Here is a 16,819-nt window from a genome sequence, read left to right as displayed (position 1 = left end):
GAGACTGGGAGGAATAGAATGACCACCGACAGCACGCCCTTGGCCATCAGCGCGCCGGAGCCGCGCTCGCTCGAGCTAATCTTCACTAGGGACGCACTGTCGCTCCTTCACTCGAAATATCGCCTCGTCGAGGCGGATCCGGACGATATCGCCGGATTGGGCGACGAGGTGCTCGGCGAAGCGCGCTACATCATCGGCCAGCCGCCGCTTTCGAGGGAAACGCTCGACCGAATGCCGCAACTGCGCTGCATCCTGAATGTCGAGAGCAACCTCATCAACAACATGCCCTATGAGGTGCTTTTCGAACGCGGCATCCACGTGGTCACCACCGGGCAGGTTTTCGCCGAACCGGTCGCCGAGATCGGCCTTGGATTCGCCCTGAGCCTGGCGCGCGGCATCGTCGACGCCGATCTGGATTTCCGCGAGGGCAGGGAACTCTGGGGCGGCGACGGCAATGCCAGCGCCCGGCTGCTTTCGGGCGGCGATATCGGCATTGTCGGCTTCGGAGACCTCGGCAAGGCGCTAAACCGGGTGCTCTCCGGTTTCCGTGCCAATATCAGGGTATTCGATCCCTGGATGCCGCCCTCGATTCTCCGAGAACACGGCGTTCAGCCTGCGCGGCTGGACGAAGTGCTGGCGGGCAGCGATTTCATTTTCGTGGTCGCGTCGGTCACCAGCGAAAACAAAGGCTTTCTCGGGGCCGAAGCTTTCGCGAAGATGCGCAAGGGAGCGGCCTTCATACTGCTTAGCCGGGCCGATGTCGTCGATTTCGATGCGCTGATGGCGGCAGTCGCGTCCGGTCATATCGTGGCGGCAAGCGATGTCTATCCGGAGGAGCCGCTCGGCTTCGATCACCCGGTGCGCAAGCTCAAGGGTTTCCTCCGCTCGGCCCACCGTGCTGGTGCGCTCGACAGCGCCTTCAAGAAAATGGGCGACATGGTGCTGGAAGATATGGATCTGATGGATCGCGGCCTGCCGCCGATGCGCAGCAAGCGCGCGGAGCGGGAAACGGTATCGCGCATGCGCTCGAAGCCGGTGACGCGGAACTGATCACTCGTTTTCATTCCTGGCGCAGAGAGACGCTGCGCCAGGAATGGATTGGTATCGGCAAGACTAGCGGCGATCGAGCCGGTTGGCCAGGCGATCGCCGAGCCATTGCATACCCCAAACCAGAATGATGAGGACGATGACGACGGCGATCATGACGTTCGTTTCGTAGCGCTGATAGCCATAGCGGATGGCCAGGTCGCCGAGGCCGCCGCCGCCGATCGTGCCGGCCATGGCGGAGGCGCCGATCAGCGTCACCATGGTTACGGTGAAGCCGGCGACGATGCCGGGCATGGCTTCCGGTATCAGTACCTCGCGGACAATGGTCCAGCGATTGCCGCCCATGGCGCGCACAGCGTCGATCAAGCCGCGATCGACATCACGCAGAGAAACCTCGGCAACACGTGCGTAATAGGGGATGGCGGCGATGGTCAGCGGCACGATCGCGGCCGTCGTGCCAAGCGCCGTGCCGACGATCAGGCGCGTCAGCGGAATCAGGGCGATGAGCAGGATGATGAAAGGCACGGCGCGGAAGCCGTCGACCAGGATACCCAGAACGCGGTTGATCGCACCCTGCTCGGCGATGCCGCCGCGGCTGGTGACGACGAGGGCGAGGCCGAGCGGCAGGCCGATGATGAGGGAGAGCAGGCCGGATGCGCCCGTCATCCAGATCGTTTGCCAGAAGGAGCGCCAAAGCAGGCCGAGGATTACATCAGTTGTCATAGCCTAGAACCTCCACCCGGGCGGAACGGGCTTTCAGAAAATCGCTGACCTGGGCCGGCAAGGTCGCATCGCGCGTCGGCACCGCGACGAAGAAGCGGGCGACGGGCTGATTCTGGATATGGTCGATGCCGCCGTGGACCAGCCGGAATGAATGGGGAAGGGCGGCCGAAAGCTCGGCAAAGAGCGCACCTTGCGCGGCAGGGCCGGCAAGATCGACGCTGAGAATGGCCTCGGTGCCCGATGCCGGGGAGAGACGGGCAGCGATATGCTCCGGAAGCTGCGGGCGGATACTGCTGAGCAGGCTTGCTGCGATCTCCGTTTGTGGATTGGCGAAGACCGCCCAGACCGAACCTTCTTCGACGATGCGGCCGGCGTCGATAACCGCGACGCGGTCGGCGATCGAGCGGATCACCTCCATCTCATGGGTAATGAGCAGGATCGTCAGGCCGAGCTTGCGGTTGATGTCCTTCAGGAGTGCCAGGATGGACCGGGTGGTTTCCGGGTCGAGCGCCGATGTCGCTTCGTCCGACAGGAGGATGGCGGGCCGGGCGGCAAGAGCGCGGGCAATGCCGACGCGCTGCTTCTGGCCGCCGGAAAGGGCGGAGGGATAGGCCTTGGCCTTGTCGGCAAGGCCAACGAGTTCGAGCAGTTCGCGGGCGCGCTGCAATCGTTCGGCTTTGCCGATGCCTTCGATCTTCAGCGGCAGCGCAATATTCTCCTCGACCGTCCTGGAGGAAAGCAGGTTGAAGTGCTGAAAGACCATGCCGATGCGGCGGCGCAGCGGCTGCAGTTCTTTTTCCGAAAGGCGGGCGATATCGCGGCCCTCGATGTGGATCTCGCCGCTGTCGGCGCGCTCCAGCCCGTTCAGGCAGCGGATCAGCGTCGATTTGCCGGCGCCGCTGCGACCGATGATGCCGACGATTTCGCCGCGCCGGGCGGTCAGCGATATGCCGTCCAGCGCCGGCGTCGTGCCGAACCGGCGGCGAACATCGACCAGGCGGACGATGTCATCGCCGGGGGATCGTTCGGGCGGCGACTGTCCGTCTATGGCAGTGGCTGGGGTGAAGGAATTCATTATGTGTCTCTTTGTGTAAAAGCGGCCTTCAAGTTCGTTGAGGCCATTATACCCCCCTCTGTCACTGTCGTGACATCTCCTCCACAAGGGGGGAGATCGTTGGGAGTAAGCCGCGCACTCTGTGAAATAAATCAGCCAGGTGTCAGCAGATGCGATGTTCGCTTCTGGCGATGGCTTGCCATGAGTTTCCGATCTCCCCCCTTGTGGGGGAGATGTCACGACAGTGACAGAGGGGGGTATGTACCCTCCGCGAACTCCATAACCAACTATAAACTTCATCGCATCCCAAAATCGGGAAAACGCCGAAGGCGGCCCGGGCAAGATGCCCCGGCCGCCTTGCCGCTCGGCGCTGCCCCCGCGCCGTCCTGATATCAATAGGCGCTCTGGCCGGTGCCCTTGTAGACCTTGTCGAATTCGGCCTTGACGGTGTCGTTCTGATAGGAAGCGACCAGGGTCTTCACCCAGACTTCGTTCTCGCTGCCCTTCTTCACGGCGATGAAGTTGCGGTACGGGTTGTCGTTGGTCTGCTCCTGCGCGATGCGGTCCTTCGCAGCCAGGCCGCTCTTCAGCGCCCAGTCGGTGTTGACGACGGCTGCGTCGAGGTCGTCGATCGAGCGGCCGACGATGCCGGCGTCCAGTTCCTTGATTTCGACGTTCTTCGGATTTTCGGCGATGTCTGCCACGGTTGCCAGGATGCCGGTGCCATCCTTGAGCTTGATCACGCCCTCATGCTGCAGAACGAGAAGCGCGCGGCCTTCGTTGGACGGGTCGTTCGGCACGCCGATGACGGCGCCCTTCGGAAGCTCGGCCACGGTCTTGTACTTCTTGGTGTAAAGGCCGATCGGCCAGATGCCGGTGAAGCCGGCATTGACGATATGGTAGCCGTGCTGCTTCACCTGGTTGTCCAGGTAAGGCTGGTGCTGGAAGGCATTGGCGTCGATTTCGCCACGCTCCAGGGCCTCGTTCGGCTGGGTGTAGTCGTTGAAGACGACAGGCTCGACCTTCAGGCCCTTCTTGGCAGCCTCGGCGGTCACCGCGCGCCAAACGTCTTCATCCTCGCCGCTCATGATGCCGACCTTGATCGTCTTGTCCGCCGCGAAAGCCTGCGGGGCGGTTGCCGTCAGGCCGAACACGGTGACAGCGGATGCAAGGATGGCGGCAAGGCCGGCGCGGCGGGAAAGGTGCAGCGCGTCGAAACCTCTCGGAAGCTTTTCAGTCATGGGAAATCCTGTTCCAGATGATCGAGATCGTTTTTCTCGTTGACGGACTAATCATCTCAGACGCGTATTGGCGCCGCGAAGCAGGATCATGCGTTGTGCGGTGCAGTTCTGAAAAACTCTTTTCAGTGCGATGCGAAAGAGCAGACTAATTTTCTATAAATGTAGTAGATTATTAATGCGGCAAAATGGGCACTTGCCTAAAAATTGAGCGCATCACCGGTGAATCGGATCCTTCCAGAGGACTTCTTCCGGCTTCTCGATGGGTTCTATGTCGAGATTGACGACGACCGGGTCCTGACCGGAGCGGACCAGAACGCATTCCAGCGTTTCATCGCGGTTGGCATTGATCTCCTGGTGCGGCACATAGGGCGGCACGAAGATGAAATCACCCGGGCCGGCTTCGGCGACGAATTCCAGGTTGTCGCCCCAGCGCATCCGCGCCTTACCTTTGACGACGTAAATGATGCTTTCGAGATCGCCGTGATGGTGGGCGCCGGTCTTGGCGTTGGCGTGGATCGTCACGGTTCCCGCCCAGATTTTTTCCGCGCCGGCGCGTGCGTGGTTGATCGCGGTCGCGCGGTTCATGCCCGGGGTCTGCGCCGTATTCGGATCGAGGGCATTGCCGGGAATGATTTTGACGCCATGTTCACGCCAATCGACCGGCTGATGGTCGTGATCGTTCCCGTCCTGATGCCCATGCTCATGATCGCCGCACATGGTCGTCCTTTCGGTTTTGGAGGGAGATTCGCATGCCGTCCACAGGAGCGCTGTCGTTCCACTCTACGCGAAGCCATTCAAAAATAAAGGGAATTGCAGAAAGTTATCAATGAGGCTTTTCAAGTCGTGATTAATCTATAGACTTGATCAAGTTACATGACCGGTGGGAACATTTCGTGTGGTTCCCGCGTTGCGCCGGTCACAAGATGGTTTGCCGCGCCGAAGTCCCTCATTTTCAGGTGCGCCAGACAGCAGAAGCAGCGCTTGGGTCTCCAAGGAGACCATCGTCTTTCATACATGCGCCGGACTTCCAATTGAAAGGAGACAGACATGTCGAATGCCTTGCCGCCCCTTCATGAGGGTCATGCCCCCATCACGCTGCAGCAGCTCTTCCGTGAGGCACTCTACGCCTTCGAGGAGTGGGACAGCGAAGTCACCGAGCCGATTGTGACGTTCGAGGGACGCATTCATCCCATCAGCGTCGTTTTCGAAACCATGCGCGAATGCACAGACATCGTGCCCAACAATATCGTCTCGGCCGTGACCGAGCGGTTGACCAAGCCCTGGGAGGGCGAAGGTCCGCTTGACACGATGACCTTTTCGACGGCCGCCCGCGTCATGGGCGTTCTGGTCCGCAAAAGGCTGCTCGCGGTGAACAACGGCGTCAGCGTCGCTGCCTTTGCGGCAGATAGTCAGGCATCGGAAACCTCGGATCGCTAAAAATAGCGAAGACCGTTTGTGGAAGGCCCGCCGGCATGTGCCGGCGGGCCTTCTGCGTTTTATCGGCCTGTTACATCGAACTCCGGATCTACGGGGATCTGCATCGCCGTGACCAGATGGTTGGTCTGTCCGGCCAGTCCGATGACCGCCAGCAGCTCGCCGTGCTGGGCGTCGGTCATCCCCTTCGCCCTGGCGGCTGCCGTATGGGAATGGACGCAATAGGTGCAGCCGTTGGCTGTCGATACGGCGATATAGATCATTTCGCGTACCAGCGGATCGAGCGCGCCTTCCGCCATCATGACTGTTTTCAGGCCTTCCCAGGTCCGCTTCAGCAGCGCGGGATCATTTGCCAGGCCGCGCCAGAAGTTGTTGACGAAATCGGACTTTCGGACCGCGCGAATATCGTCGAACACCGCCTTGACCGCAGGGATTGCGTTTGCTTCCGCATCATCGAGCAATTTTACCGTCGCCATCCTGAAACTCCTTTCAACAATCATGAATCTCGGCGAAGCATAGCGCATTTTCCGGCTGGGCAGGCTCGTTGGCTGACGAATATCCTCTCCTCTTTTCATTTGCAAAAATCATCCATATGTGAAAATACTATTCACATAAGAAGATTGAGGCCGACGCAGAAACCGGTGGCGAGGATGTTCCTCGAGGCGGAGGCATCTTCAGCCGGAGCAATGTCAGGGGGCAGGAATATCGATGGCGTTGAAGAAGGACTTGCCGCTGGCCGGGCTTGTTGTCGTCGACATGAGCCAGTTCCTGTCAGGTCCCTATTGCACCCTGCGGCTGATGGATCTCGGCGCGAGGGTCATCAAGATCGAGCGGCCAGGCGGGGGCGATCTCTCGCGCGGGCTCTATCTCAGCGACCATGAAAGCGGCGATTCGACGATCTTCCATGCGATCAACCGCTCTAAGGAGAGTCTCGCGATCGACTTGAAGAACGAGCGCGACATGAGCGCGCTGCGCAAGCTCATCTCCAAGGCCGATGTTCTCGTGCAGAATTTTCGCCCCGGCGTGATCGAACGGCTGGGGCTGGATTATGAAGCTGCAGCCAAGCTCAATCCGCGCCTCGTCTATTGCTCGATCAGCGGTTACGGCGAAGAGGGGCCGTGGGTCTCGCGGCCGGGGCAGGATCTTCTGGCGCAATCGCGCTCCGGCGTGATGTGGCTGAACGGCGATGAGGGGCAGGGGCCGGTGCCCTTCGGCCTTGCGATCGGCGATATGCTGGCGGGTGCGGCGGCGGCTCAGGGTATTCTTGCGGCTCTGGTGCGGCGCGGGGTGACGGGCGAAGGGGGACTGGTGGAGACCAGCCTGCTCGAGGCCTTGGTCGATCTGCAGGTCGAGGTGCTGAGTGTTCACATGAATAGCGGCAACCAACTGCCTGAGCGCTCCCATGTTCGCAGCGCCCATGCCTATCTGTCAGCCCCCTATGGCGTCTATCCCGCCGCCGACGGCTATCTCGCCATCGCCATGACGCCCATTTCCAAGCTTGCCGATCTGCTCGGCATGGAAGAACTGGCGCCCTATCGCGATGATCCGAAAAGTTGGTTCACCGCGCGCGATGACATCAAGACGTTGATCGCGGCTCGCATCGCCACCCGCAACGTTGACGATTGGCTTGCGATCCTCGAACCCGCCGACATCTGGTGCGCGAGGGTGCTGAACTGGCCGGAGCTTCTGGGCAGCGAGGGCTTCCGCGTTCTCGACATGGTGCAGACGGTCGGGCGCGATGATGGCGTCATCCTGCATACCACCCGCTCGCCCATCCGCATCGACGGGCAGCGGCCGAAATTCGAGCGTGCGGCCCCGCACGTTGGCGAGCATAATACGGCACTCCGGGAGGAGTTCGACCTTGGTTAAAGGGATCGAGAGGTCGCCGATGGATTTAGAAGGAGTTTTCCAATGACGCGCATCACCAATCTTCGCGTTTTCGATTTGCGCTTCCCGACATCGCAGAGCCTTGACGGTTCGGATGCGATGAATCCGGATCCGGATTATTCGGCTGCCTATGTCATTCTCGATACCGACAAGCCGGGACTTGCCGGCCATGGCCTGACCTTCACCATCGGCCGCGGCAACGACATCTGCTGCATGGCGATCGAGGCGATGCGGCATCTGGTCGTCGGCACGGAGCTCGCAACAGTGCTGGAAAACCCCGGCAAATACTGGCGGCATCTGACCAGCGACAGCCAGCTACGCTGGATCGGCCCGGAGAAGGGCGCGATGCACCTGGCGACCGGCGCGGTCGTCAATGCCGTCTGGGATCTGCTTGCCAAGGAGGCCGGCAAGCCGGTCTGGCGCCTGGTTTCGGAGATGGATGCGGAGCAGATCGCCGATATCGTCGACTATCGCTACCTGACTGACGTGCTGACCCGCGACGAAGCTGTTGCCATCCTCAAGAAGGCGGAAGCCGGCAAGGCCGACCGCATCGCCACGCTCGAGCGCGAGGGCTATGCCTGCTACACGACCTCGGCCGGCTGGCTCGGCTATGACGATGCCAAGTTGCGTCGCCTGTGCCAGGAGGCCATTGACGCCGGCTTCAACCATGTGAAAATGAAGGTCGGCCGCGACCTCGAGGACGATATTCGCCGCCTCACCATCGCCCGCGAAGTGATCGGTCCCGACCGCTATCTGATGATCGATGCCAATCAGGTATGGGAAGTCAATCAGGCGATCGACTGGGTGCGCAAGCTTGCCTTCGCCAAGCCCTTCTTCATCGAAGAACCGACCAGCCCGGATGACGTTGCCGGACATCGCAAGATCCGCGAAGCCATCGGTCCCGTAAAAGTTGCGACCGGCGAAATGTGCCAGAACCGCATCATGTTCAAGCAGTTCATCGCCGAGGGCGCGATCGATATCGTCCAGATCGATTCCTGCCGCATGGGTGGTCTGAACGAAGTTCTGGCGGTACTGCTGATCGCCGCCAAGTACGGGCTCCCGGTCTGGCCGCATGCCGGCGGCGTCGGCCTCTGCGAATATGTACAGCACCTGTCGATGATCGATTACATCGCCGTGTCAGGCACCAAGGACGGCCGCGTCATCGAATACGTCGACCACCTGCACGAGCACTTCATCGACCCCTGCATCATCCGCGACGCCGCCTACATGCCACCGAGCCTTCCGGGCTTCTCGATCGAGATGAAGCCGGAATCGATCGCGGAATATACGTTCAAGGGGTGATCTGCCGCAAGTTCCTTCTCCCCTCGGGGCTATTGGATTCACACATTGTCGGCGGCGGAGAGGAGGAGTGCTACGCCGCGCTTGGCGGCCTGGAACTGTTGCCATCCGTCGAGCATGACGATCGGTCCTGGCTTTCCGTAGTAGCCGGTCCATCCGCCGAGGCGGGCGCAGACCCAGGCGGCATAGGCCAGCGACCCTCTGGGATGGGGGTTCTTCTGTTTGGCGGTCTTGCCCTCCAGCTTGGCGCAGAAGGCTTCCAGCAGCGGCTGGTCGCTTGGCTCGAAGGCGTCTTCGATGGGGCGCAAGGTGGCGCCGGGCGGAGCGCCGTCGCGGGCATGGACCAGTTGCTGCACGATCACGGCCGCGACGAAGGCAGCCATCACCAAATTGCTCAGCGCGCCCTCGTCCTCGATGCGCAGGCCTTCGATATCAAAGCCCTGCGTCTTCAGGGTGCGGAACAATTGCTCGATCGCCCAGCGACGGCGATAAAGGGCGATGACCGCCGCCGCCTCGTCGGCATCCGACACGGCATAGCTTGTCAGCAGCCGCCAATGGATCGGCGTCTCGCCCGGTGGTGCGGCGGTCTCGCGCACATCCACCAGATAAAGACGTACGCCATCCGGGGTCTTCCTGTAGATGCCGTTCTTCGGGGGCAGCAATGTCACCGCGCTGAAGCGGATCGCCAGTTGCGTGTCGCGCTCCTTGCGGCCCGGCTTGGCCGGCAGGCTAAAGGCTAGGTTGACCGCAACCGGCAAGGCATCCGCCAGACAAAGCAGCGACGGCTGGTCCTTGCCGAGGCTGCGGTCCCTCGCAACCCGGATGACGAGGTCGACATTGACGGGTCGGCGGGCGAAGGCCTCGTAGATATCGCTTTCACGGTCGGCAATGATGGTGATGTGGCGTGCAGCGGCGCAAACCTTCGCCGCACGATCGGCGCCCTCCAGCCAGCGATAGCTCTCCTTCTCCTCGATCGGACGCGCGCGCTGCGTGCCGCGCTCGCCCTGGTCGCGGCTTAGAAACTGCCCGTGGATTGCCCCGACGATCGCGCCATCGTCGGCGTCGACCCCGATCATCGCATGCAGATAAAGACCGCCACCGCCGTCGGAGCGGACCACCGTCGTATCCTGAATGGCCAGGATATGCCGATCCGCGCAGCGGCTAGCCGTGCGCAAGGCCGCCTCATCGATCATCGCCTGCGGATCGACCGCTCCATTGCGCAAGAACCGGCTCAAGCGGATCTCTCCGGCCCGATTGCCGCCGAGCTTGCGCACCCGCATTCCCTGGCCTGCCGTCGAAACCAGGCGCTCCAGCAAGAACGCCCCCCTTTTTCCAGCCGACGGTCGCCAAACCGTCCCAAGCTCAAATCATCCATCGCTCAATTCTCCTGCCGGCAGCAACAGAATCAGAACATCATTCCATACGCAATTCCAAATGTGTGAATGCCATAGCCCCGAGGGGAGAAGGTGGCCCGAAGGGTCGGATGAGGGGGCTGACCGATTTGAACGCGGGGATTTTCGTGCTCTTGGCTGGCACCCCCTCATCCGCCTGTCGGCACCTTCTCCCCGAGGGGAGAAGGGGGCACGCCGCGTGTCAGTCCTACACGTCTTGCTTCAACCAAGCCTGAATGACCGGCACGTCGGCATCGTCAAACTCGTGGCCGGCGGGGACGGTCGCCAGCTCAACCGCTGCGCCGCCATCACGCAGACGTGCGGCGAGGGGCTCGGCGTATGGGCCATACAGATCTTTCTCGCCTGCGATAACGAGTATTTCGGTGTCCGACATATCCGCTGCCGGCGGATTTTCCAGCGCGGCCATGGAGCGCAGCAGCACGGCGCGGCGGATGAGATGCGGATGCAGCGACAGCATGGCGTTCAGCAGGTTGGCGCCGTTCGAATAGCCGATATAAACGATACGGTTCGGATCGATCCCGTAGGCATGGATCGCGCCATCGATGAAGGCGGCAAAGGCTTCGGCCTCGCTGGCGATATCGGCCTGATCGAGGGACATCGGGCCTGTCCGGCGAAACCAGCGGGGCGCACCTTCCTCGAGCGCACGGCCACGCACGCTGAGCAAGGTCGCATCGGCGTCGATCTTGTGGCCGAGCGGCAGCATCGTCGTTTCGTTGGCGCCGGAGCCGTGCAGCAGGATGAAGACATTGCCGTTCGGCCGCTCTGGCGTGAAGAAGCGATGGATGAAGGGCAGATCGCGATAGATGACGCGCGGTTCGCCGGGCATGGAGAACTGCGGCAGGATCACGTTCAGCTCGGCCAAAAGCTTCGGACTGTCGCCGGGAGCGAAGAGGCGCGTGCCAAGCGTTGCCTCGTCCTCATCGACCAGCATGCCCGGCGCGTCTGTTGCGAGTTCGAACAGGATTCGGCCGGGCTCGCGGACGTAGAGCGAGCGGAAATACTTGCGGTCATGCATCGTCGTCGGCCCGGAGTTGATTGCCTGCAGCGCGGTGTGGACCGATTGCAATTCCGCATCGTCGCTGGCGCGAAAGGCGACATGATCGACCGTGCCCGTGCCCGGAGCGCTTGCCCAGAAGCCGCGCGCATCCCGGATGTCGAGGATATCGCCCGGCGCCGATACCAGCCGACTGATCGCTCCGCTGGTTGCCTGTGGCCGATAGTCGAAGTGATCGACAAGGATGGCCTGCGTCTCCTCGGGCGTTTCACTGAAAAGCGTCGCGCCACGAATACGCCGGATTGCATGCTCTTGCGGAATGGTATCGCTCGTCCACGGAGCCGTAGCCCGCAGAATTGTGGTTCCCACAAGCTTGACGATGACCCCGTCCGGATCCTTCAATCGCAGGACCGGCTCACCGAACTCCTCGGAAGGGCCTTCCGGCTTCAGGCCGGCGCTCAAGGCGCGTGTCAGCCAGAAGCCGATGCTTGCCGGATCGATCGCGAGTGAAATCTCGCCGACCTGGCCGACGCCGGCACGGCCTGGAGCGCCATCTTCCCAGACGAGAAAGGTGATCAGCGAGCCGGGCGAACCTTTAGCGTCGCCATAGATGAGATGAAGCTGCGTGGCATCCTCGAAACCGCCGGTGCGCTTGACAAGGCGCAGGCCGAGGAAGCCGACGTAGAAATCGACATTCGCCTGTACCTTGCGGGTGATCAGCGTGATGTGATGGATGCCGACGACCATGGGATGCTCCAGACTGTTATTTCTTTCTGGTCGCTATTTAGGCCGGGCCCACTGTTCAATTCAATGCACGGTCCGTGGAGGCAGTGTTCACAAAAGGCGCAACGTTTTTGTCGCGTTACCTCATTCGTCAGATTCGGTTTCAGCCGTTCCCGATTTTTTGGGAGCCTTTCGTTTGGACTTTGTCTTTGGCTCCGGCGGTGATTGCAGGGCTTCCTTCTCAAGCCGAAGCTCGCGCAGACGGGCCGTTTTTCGCTCGCGGATCGCATGCTCGCTGGCGAGAATTTCCTTGACCGCGGAATCGAGCTGGTTCGCTTTGTCTGTCGGCGCCTGTCTCTTGGAGCCGAATAGGCTGTCTTTATTCGGTGGCGTCATATCAGCCTCCTTGGGGGTTGTATCATGTTGATGTTGGTCGCAAATAGCCCAAGTTGATCGACTGCGCCTACAACACGGATGATATCATGCTGTAGCAGAAGATGTCCGGCATTAGCGATACAATTCCGCAATCCTTCGCGAAACAGGCGGGCGGAGCCCAAAGGACAGGACCTTTCAATATCTACTCATAAGCGGCATTATCAATCGACATCATCTATGTCGGCTTTTGATCGACAGTCCAAGTTTTTGATATTTTAGATGTTTCTGCTTGTGAAGAATATTCGTATCGGATACAAGTGCATTATCGATATTTGTGAATGACGATTTGCCTCGGCGCACTCTGCGCGACAATGACGAACTTCCCTCTCAAAATCGGTCCAATATCATCCGGGTATTTCCTGGGTTGACGTCTTTATGTGAGTGATTGAAAGGTCATCGTTATGAGCACAGGTACTGTAAAGTGGTTCAATGCTGCCAAGGGTTTTGGTTTCATTCAGCCCGATGATGGCGCGACGGATGTTTTCGTGCATATTTCAGCCGTTGAGCGCGCTGGAATGAGCACACTCCGTGACGGCCAGAAGATTTCCTACGAGCTTGTCAAGGACAAGCGTTCGGGCAAGATGTCGGCTGATCAGCTTGAAGCCATGTAAGCCATCCGTTTCCGGTCTTTGACCACGGATGAACTGGCATAGATCGTTGAGACAATTGAGGAAGAGGTCGGGTTAGCTCGGCCTTTTTCGTTTTTCGCTCGTCTCTATTCCGGAGCGCTTTTGTTAGTACGCATTCCGGACGGAAAACCGCTGCGCACTTTTCCTGGAAATGCTCCAGAAAGACGCACAAAGCCACTGATCGCGGTCGAAGCACTACTGCATAATTCCTGAAATCGGAATCGATTCCAGGGAAAATTATACAGCATTTCAAAGAGTTACAGCGTCCTTGGCTCGTCTCAAAAGACCCGCGGTGCTGTCGCCAACTCAATGTTCGCCGAGGCGGTCTTCCGGCGATTTGCGGCGATGGCCGCTGATCTCGGAGCCGGCCGTGCGCGAGAAGCTGGCGTTCCAGATCACCGCGAGCAGCGCGATGACCGTGACGACGATGAAGGCGGCGGAGAAGTCGCTCATTTCGGCCTTTGCGTGTCCGCGCAGTTGCGTCGAGCCATGCAGGGCGAGGGCGGCGACGCAGATGCCGAGCGAGAGCATCAGCTGCTGGAAGGTCGAGTAGAAGCTGGTCGCGATGCTCATGCGGTCACGTTCGATCTCGTCATAGGCAATCGTGTTGTAGGCCGTGAACTGGAACGACATGAAGAAGCCGCAGAAAAACAAGATCACGAAGATGACGGGCAGCGGCCAATCCGGCTGGAAGATGGCGCACATCCCGTAGCCGAGCGTGCCAATCAGCCCGAAGATGATGAGGGCGGTGCGGAAGCCGAGCGTCCGCAGAATGCGCACCTGCAGCGGCTTCATGACCATGGAGCCAAGCGCGGTCGCAATGGCGATCTGGCCGGCCGCTGCAGCCGAAAGGCCGAAGCCGAGCTGCAGCATCAAGGGGATCAGGAAGGGATGGGCGCCCTGGCTGATGCGCGTCAGCGAACCGGCGATGACCGAGGTGCGGAAGGTCGGTACCTTCATCAGCGAAAAGTCCATGATCGGCGAGGGGTGCTTGCGGGCATGGCGCAGATAGGCGATGCCGAACAGCAGGCCGATGGAGATCAGGAATACGGCCAGATAGCCTTCGCCCTCGCGGCTCGACATTTCGAAGCCGAAGAGCAGTGAGCCGAGCGAGATGCCCGACAGGATGAAGCCCGAGAGGTCGAAACGACCGGTGCGCGGGCCTTTCACCTCCTCGATGAACATGGTCACCAGGATGAAGCCGACGATGCCGATCGGGACGTTGATGTAGAAAATCCAGCGCCAGTCGAGATAGGTGACGAACATGCCGCCGACCGGCGGGCCGAGGATGGGGCCGACGAGCGCCGGGATCAGCAACCAGGACATGGCGTTGACCATATCCTTGCGGGCGACGCTGCGCATCAGCACGAGACGCCCGACAGGCAGCATCATCGCGCCGCCGAGGCCCTGCAGCAGTCGCGCGATCACGAGGAAAAACAGGTTGGGCGCTTGCGCGCACAGAAGTGAGCCCAGAACAAAAACCGCGATTGCGGATCGGAAGACGGTGCGCGATCCGAAGCGATCCGCGATAGCGCCGCTGGCCGGAATGAAGATTGCGAGGCTGAGCAGATAGGATGTCAGCGAAATACTCATGGCCGGCGCGCTGACGCCGAAGTCTCTCGCCATGGTCGGAAGGGCAGTCGCGAGCACGGTCGCGTCAAGCTGTTCCATGAACATCGCGCTTGCCACGATAAGCGCTACTACACGAAAATTCGGTGCGGCCCGCCGGGTGTGGGCGGCCTGGAATATCTGATCCGACATTGTCGGGGATCGCTCTCGATGGTGCGGTGGGGTCCGAAGACAGAACCGCAAGTCTGGTCACGGCGCGAAGGCCTATTTGAACGGCGGCTTGTATACTCCCGCTCCAGCGCGATTACCATATCAGAAATCGCAAATCTTATTGATCGGAATGGAAAAAATGACGCATGCGGGCGGGGATGCAACAGGGGATGAATGCCAGATGAACAAACAAGGCGTTCTCAGCGGCTGCTTTGCTCACAATTCGTTTTTCTACGTAAGATAGTGTGTTCTCTCAAGGTGCCTTCCTATCGAAGGTTGCACGTAAAAATGCCGGCCCCGCGATAGCGGAACCGGCGTTGAGTCTTCATGGTTCTTGAGCGGCGCGGCAATCAATAGCCTTCGGCAAGTCCCGAGCCGGCGCGGCTGTCCATGGCGCCGTTGTAGCGGGCGCCTCCGCCCTTGGCGATGTCGCCGAGGCTCTTGCCGCCCACGAGGATGCCGGCCGCCTGGCCCCAGATCGGCCAGTCGTTGTCGACCTGAACCGTGTAGCCCATGCCGCTCAGGAGCTTGATCGTATCCGGCGAGAGCGCACGCGGCTCCATATAGACCTTGTCCGGCAGCCATTGATGGTGGATGCGCGGCGCATCGATGGCTTCCTGAATATTCATGCCGAAATCGATGACGTTGATGATCGCTTCGAGCGTGATGGTGATGATGCGCGAGCCGCCGGGGCTGCCGATCACCATGAAAGGCTTGCCGTCCTTGGCGATGATCGTCGGGCTCATGGATGACAGCGGCGTCTTCTTCGGCTGGATGGCGTTGGCTTCGCCCTGCACCAATCCGTAAAGATTGGGCACGCCGGGCTTGGAGGTGAAGTCGTCCATCTCGTTGTTCAAAAGGATGCCCGTGCCGGGTGCGACGACGCCGGCGCCGAAGGAGCCGTTCAGCGTGTAGGTGACGGCAACGGCATTGCCGTCATTGTCGATGATCGAATAATGCGTGGTCTCATGGCTTTCGCCGATGCCCTTGGGCATCAGATCCTTGGAAACGCCGGCCTTGTACGGGTCGATGCTGCCGCGGATCTTTTTGGCGTAATCCTTGTCCAGCAGCCTGGTGACGGGATTGTCGACAAAGTCGGGATCGCCGAGGGTCGAGTTGCGGTCGACATAGGCGTGGCGCATGGCCTCGACCATGACGTGCACGGTGTCGGCCGAGCCGTAGCCGGTATAGGAGAGCGGATAGCCTTCCAGCACGTTGAGGATTTCGCAGATAATGACGCCGCCGGAGGAGGGCGGCGGTGATGAGATGATCTCGTAGCCGCGATAGTCGCACTTCACGGGCTCGAGTTCACGGACCTTGTACTGCTCGAAATCCTGGCTGGCGAGAATGCCGCCCTTGTCCTGGCTTGCCTTGACGATGGCGTTGGCGACCGGTCCCTTGTAGAAGCCATCAGGCCCTTGGTCCGAAATGCCTGATAGTGCGTTGGCGAGATCCGGCTGCGCGAGCTTGTCGCCCGTCGCGAAAGGCTTGCCGTCCGACTTGGTGAAGACCGCGGCGGTGGCCGGATCTCGCGCGAGCCGATCCTTGCTCTCGTTGAGCTCGGCGGCATCGGCCTGGTTCAGCGTGAAGCCTTCCCTGGCGTAACGAATGGCCGGCGCCATCAGATCCTGGCGGGATTTCGTGCCGTATTTCTCGCGGGCGGTCTCGAAGCCCATGACCGAGCCTGGAACGCCGACAGCGAGATAGCCATCGGTACTGGCTCCTTTGACGATATTGCCCTTGTCGTCGAGATACATGCCCTTGGTGGCTGCCACAGGGGCACGCTCGCGGAAATCGAGGAAGTCCGTCTTGCCGTCGCGCATGCGGATGGTCATGAAGCCGCCGCCGCCGATATTGCCGGCGGTCGGGTAAACCACCGCGAGCGTATAACCGACGGCAACGGCGGCATCGACGGCATTGCCGCCATTTTTCAGTACCTGCACGCCGATATCGGTGGCCAGATGCTGCGCCGTGACCACCATGCCGTGTTCAGCCTCGACCGGAGGCGGCGCGGCGGCTCTGGCGGTAACGGAAAAGAGGGCGAATGTGACAAGGGTCACCGAGGATATCGCCCGTTGACGGAATTGGCGCATAATAATGCCTTTCGCTGTCGTGTCCGTGGAAAATGGCCCGCAAATGAAATGGAGCCTGACGCGGAAATG

Annotated in this window: 14 protein-coding genes; 5 read left to right on the top strand and 9 right to left on the bottom strand. The window is 60.7% G+C overall.

Annotated elements, in window-relative coordinates; genetic code table 11:
- Nucleotides 1-18 precede the first annotated feature (18 nt).
- On the top strand, nucleotides 19-1,050 hold the full coding sequence (locus CCGE531_RS14955; RefSeq protein ID WP_120664879.1) for a hydroxyacid dehydrogenase: 1,032 nt from the start codon (nucleotides 19-21) through the stop codon (nucleotides 1,048-1,050).
- Between the two features lie 63 nt (nucleotides 1,051-1,113).
- Here the strand turns inward: CCGE531_RS14955 and CCGE531_RS14950 are convergent, their stop codons facing one another.
- The 4 genes from CCGE531_RS14950 to CCGE531_RS14935 form a co-directional block, all read right to left on the bottom strand.
- Nucleotides 1,114-1,770 carry a methionine ABC transporter permease gene (locus tag CCGE531_RS14950; RefSeq protein ID WP_120664878.1) on the bottom strand — a complete coding sequence of 219 codons (657 nt, stop codon included), beginning with the start codon at nucleotides 1,768-1,770 and terminating at the stop codon, nucleotides 1,114-1,116.
- A complete protein-coding gene (locus tag CCGE531_RS14945; protein WP_120664877.1) occupies nucleotides 1,760-2,845 on the bottom strand; it encodes a methionine ABC transporter ATP-binding protein in 1,086 nt (361 codons plus the stop codon). The genes CCGE531_RS14950 and CCGE531_RS14945 overlap by 11 nt, the downstream gene beginning before the upstream one ends.
- 371 nt (nucleotides 2,846-3,216) lie before the next feature.
- The gene (locus tag CCGE531_RS14940; RefSeq protein WP_120664876.1) at nucleotides 3,217-4,065 is read right to left on the bottom strand and encodes a MetQ/NlpA family lipoprotein; all 849 of its coding nucleotides are present in this window, start codon (nucleotides 4,063-4,065) and stop codon (nucleotides 3,217-3,219) included.
- Nucleotides 4,066-4,278: 213 nt separating this feature from the next.
- A complete protein-coding gene (locus CCGE531_RS14935; RefSeq protein ID WP_120664875.1) occupies nucleotides 4,279-4,782 on the bottom strand; it encodes a cupin domain-containing protein in 504 nt (167 codons plus the stop codon).
- A gap of 330 nt (nucleotides 4,783-5,112) precedes the next feature.
- On the opposite strand from CCGE531_RS14935, the gene CCGE531_RS14930 reads away from it, so the two are divergent.
- The gene (locus tag CCGE531_RS14930) at nucleotides 5,113-5,502 is read left to right on the top strand and encodes a hypothetical protein (RefSeq protein WP_120664874.1); all 390 of its coding nucleotides are present in this window, start codon (nucleotides 5,113-5,115) and stop codon (nucleotides 5,500-5,502) included.
- A gap of 59 nt (nucleotides 5,503-5,561) precedes the next feature.
- Here CCGE531_RS14930 and CCGE531_RS14925 read toward each other — a convergent pair whose 3' ends face one another.
- Complete coding sequence (locus CCGE531_RS14925; protein WP_120664873.1) at nucleotides 5,562-5,975, bottom strand: carboxymuconolactone decarboxylase family protein; 414 nt, start codon at nucleotides 5,973-5,975, stop codon at nucleotides 5,562-5,564.
- 232 nt (nucleotides 5,976-6,207) lie between these two features.
- Between CCGE531_RS14925 and CCGE531_RS14920 the strand changes: the two genes are divergently transcribed.
- Nucleotides 6,208-7,368, top strand: a complete 1,161-nt coding sequence (locus CCGE531_RS14920; RefSeq protein ID WP_120664872.1) for a CaiB/BaiF CoA-transferase family protein — start codon at nucleotides 6,208-6,210, stop codon at nucleotides 7,366-7,368.
- Between the two features lie 42 nt (nucleotides 7,369-7,410).
- Nucleotides 7,411-8,688, top strand: a complete 1,278-nt coding sequence (locus CCGE531_RS14915) for an L-fuconate dehydratase (protein ID WP_120664871.1) — start codon at nucleotides 7,411-7,413, stop codon at nucleotides 8,686-8,688.
- Nucleotides 8,689-8,726: 38 nt separating this feature from the next.
- On the opposite strand, the gene CCGE531_RS14910 is transcribed toward CCGE531_RS14915, so the two are convergent.
- Together CCGE531_RS14910 and CCGE531_RS14905 are read right to left on the bottom strand one after the other, a co-directional pair.
- A complete protein-coding gene (locus tag CCGE531_RS14910) occupies nucleotides 8,727-10,001 on the bottom strand; it encodes an IS4 family transposase (RefSeq protein ID WP_245458850.1) in 1,275 nt (424 codons plus the stop codon).
- Nucleotides 10,002-10,284: 283 nt separating this feature from the next.
- On the bottom strand, nucleotides 10,285-11,838 hold the full coding sequence (locus tag CCGE531_RS14905) for a VOC family protein (RefSeq protein WP_120664870.1): 1,554 nt from the start codon (nucleotides 11,836-11,838) through the stop codon (nucleotides 10,285-10,287).
- An 812-nt stretch (nucleotides 11,839-12,650) separates the two neighbouring features.
- Between CCGE531_RS14905 and CCGE531_RS14895 the strand changes: the two genes are divergently transcribed.
- Nucleotides 12,651-12,860, top strand: a complete 210-nt coding sequence (locus tag CCGE531_RS14895; RefSeq protein WP_034503699.1) for a cold-shock protein — start codon at nucleotides 12,651-12,653, stop codon at nucleotides 12,858-12,860.
- A 324-nt stretch (nucleotides 12,861-13,184) separates the two neighbouring features.
- Here the strand turns inward: CCGE531_RS14895 and CCGE531_RS14890 are convergent, their stop codons facing one another.
- Both CCGE531_RS14890 and ggt read right to left on the bottom strand, forming a co-directional pair.
- Complete coding sequence (locus tag CCGE531_RS14890; RefSeq protein ID WP_120664868.1) at nucleotides 13,185-14,639, bottom strand: MFS transporter; 1,455 nt, start codon at nucleotides 14,637-14,639, stop codon at nucleotides 13,185-13,187.
- 368 nt (nucleotides 14,640-15,007) lie between these two features.
- The gene (gene ggt / locus CCGE531_RS14885; RefSeq protein ID WP_120664867.1) at nucleotides 15,008-16,750 is read right to left on the bottom strand and encodes a gamma-glutamyltransferase; all 1,743 of its coding nucleotides are present in this window, start codon (nucleotides 16,748-16,750) and stop codon (nucleotides 15,008-15,010) included.
- Nucleotides 16,751-16,819 lie beyond the last annotated feature (69 nt).

The organism is Rhizobium sp. CCGE531 (genome assembly GCF_003627795.1).
Lineage (GTDB): Bacteria > Pseudomonadota > Alphaproteobacteria > Rhizobiales > Rhizobiaceae > Rhizobium.
Note: the sequence above shows the minus strand (reverse complement) of the source record. Positions and strands in the feature narration are given on the sequence as shown.

Excerpts from the sequence above, each read along its gene's own strand:
- CCGE531_RS14925 (WP_120664873.1), bottom strand. The coding sequence starts at position 5,975 with ATGGCGACGGTAAAATTGCTCGATGATGCGGAAGCAAACGCAATCCCT.
- CCGE531_RS14890 (WP_120664868.1), bottom strand. The coding sequence starts at position 14,639 with ATGTCGGATCAGATATTCCAGGCCGCCCACACCCGGCGGGCCGCACCG.
- CCGE531_RS14920 (WP_120664872.1), top strand. The coding sequence starts at position 6,208 with ATGGCGTTGAAGAAGGACTTGCCGCTGGCCGGGCTTGTTGTCGTCGAC.
- CCGE531_RS14945 (WP_120664877.1), bottom strand. The coding sequence starts at position 2,845 with ATGAATTCCTTCACCCCAGCCACTGCCATAGACGGACAGTCGCCGCCC.
- CCGE531_RS14930 (WP_120664874.1), top strand. The coding sequence starts at position 5,113 with ATGTCGAATGCCTTGCCGCCCCTTCATGAGGGTCATGCCCCCATCACG.
- CCGE531_RS14905 (WP_120664870.1), bottom strand. The coding sequence starts at position 11,838 with ATGGTCGTCGGCATCCATCACATCACGCTGATCACCCGCAAGGTACAG.
- CCGE531_RS14895 (WP_034503699.1), top strand. The coding sequence starts at position 12,651 with ATGAGCACAGGTACTGTAAAGTGGTTCAATGCTGCCAAGGGTTTTGGT.
- CCGE531_RS14940 (WP_120664876.1), bottom strand. The coding sequence starts at position 4,065 with ATGACTGAAAAGCTTCCGAGAGGTTTCGACGCGCTGCACCTTTCCCGC.
- CCGE531_RS14955 (WP_120664879.1), top strand. The coding sequence starts at position 19 with ATGACCACCGACAGCACGCCCTTGGCCATCAGCGCGCCGGAGCCGCGC.
- CCGE531_RS14950 (WP_120664878.1), bottom strand. The coding sequence starts at position 1,770 with ATGACAACTGATGTAATCCTCGGCCTGCTTTGGCGCTCCTTCTGGCAA.
- CCGE531_RS14915 (WP_120664871.1), top strand. The coding sequence starts at position 7,411 with ATGACGCGCATCACCAATCTTCGCGTTTTCGATTTGCGCTTCCCGACA.
- CCGE531_RS14935 (WP_120664875.1), bottom strand. The coding sequence starts at position 4,782 with ATGTGCGGCGATCATGAGCATGGGCATCAGGACGGGAACGATCACGAC.
- ggt (WP_120664867.1), bottom strand. The coding sequence starts at position 16,750 with ATGCGCCAATTCCGTCAACGGGCGATATCCTCGGTGACCCTTGTCACA.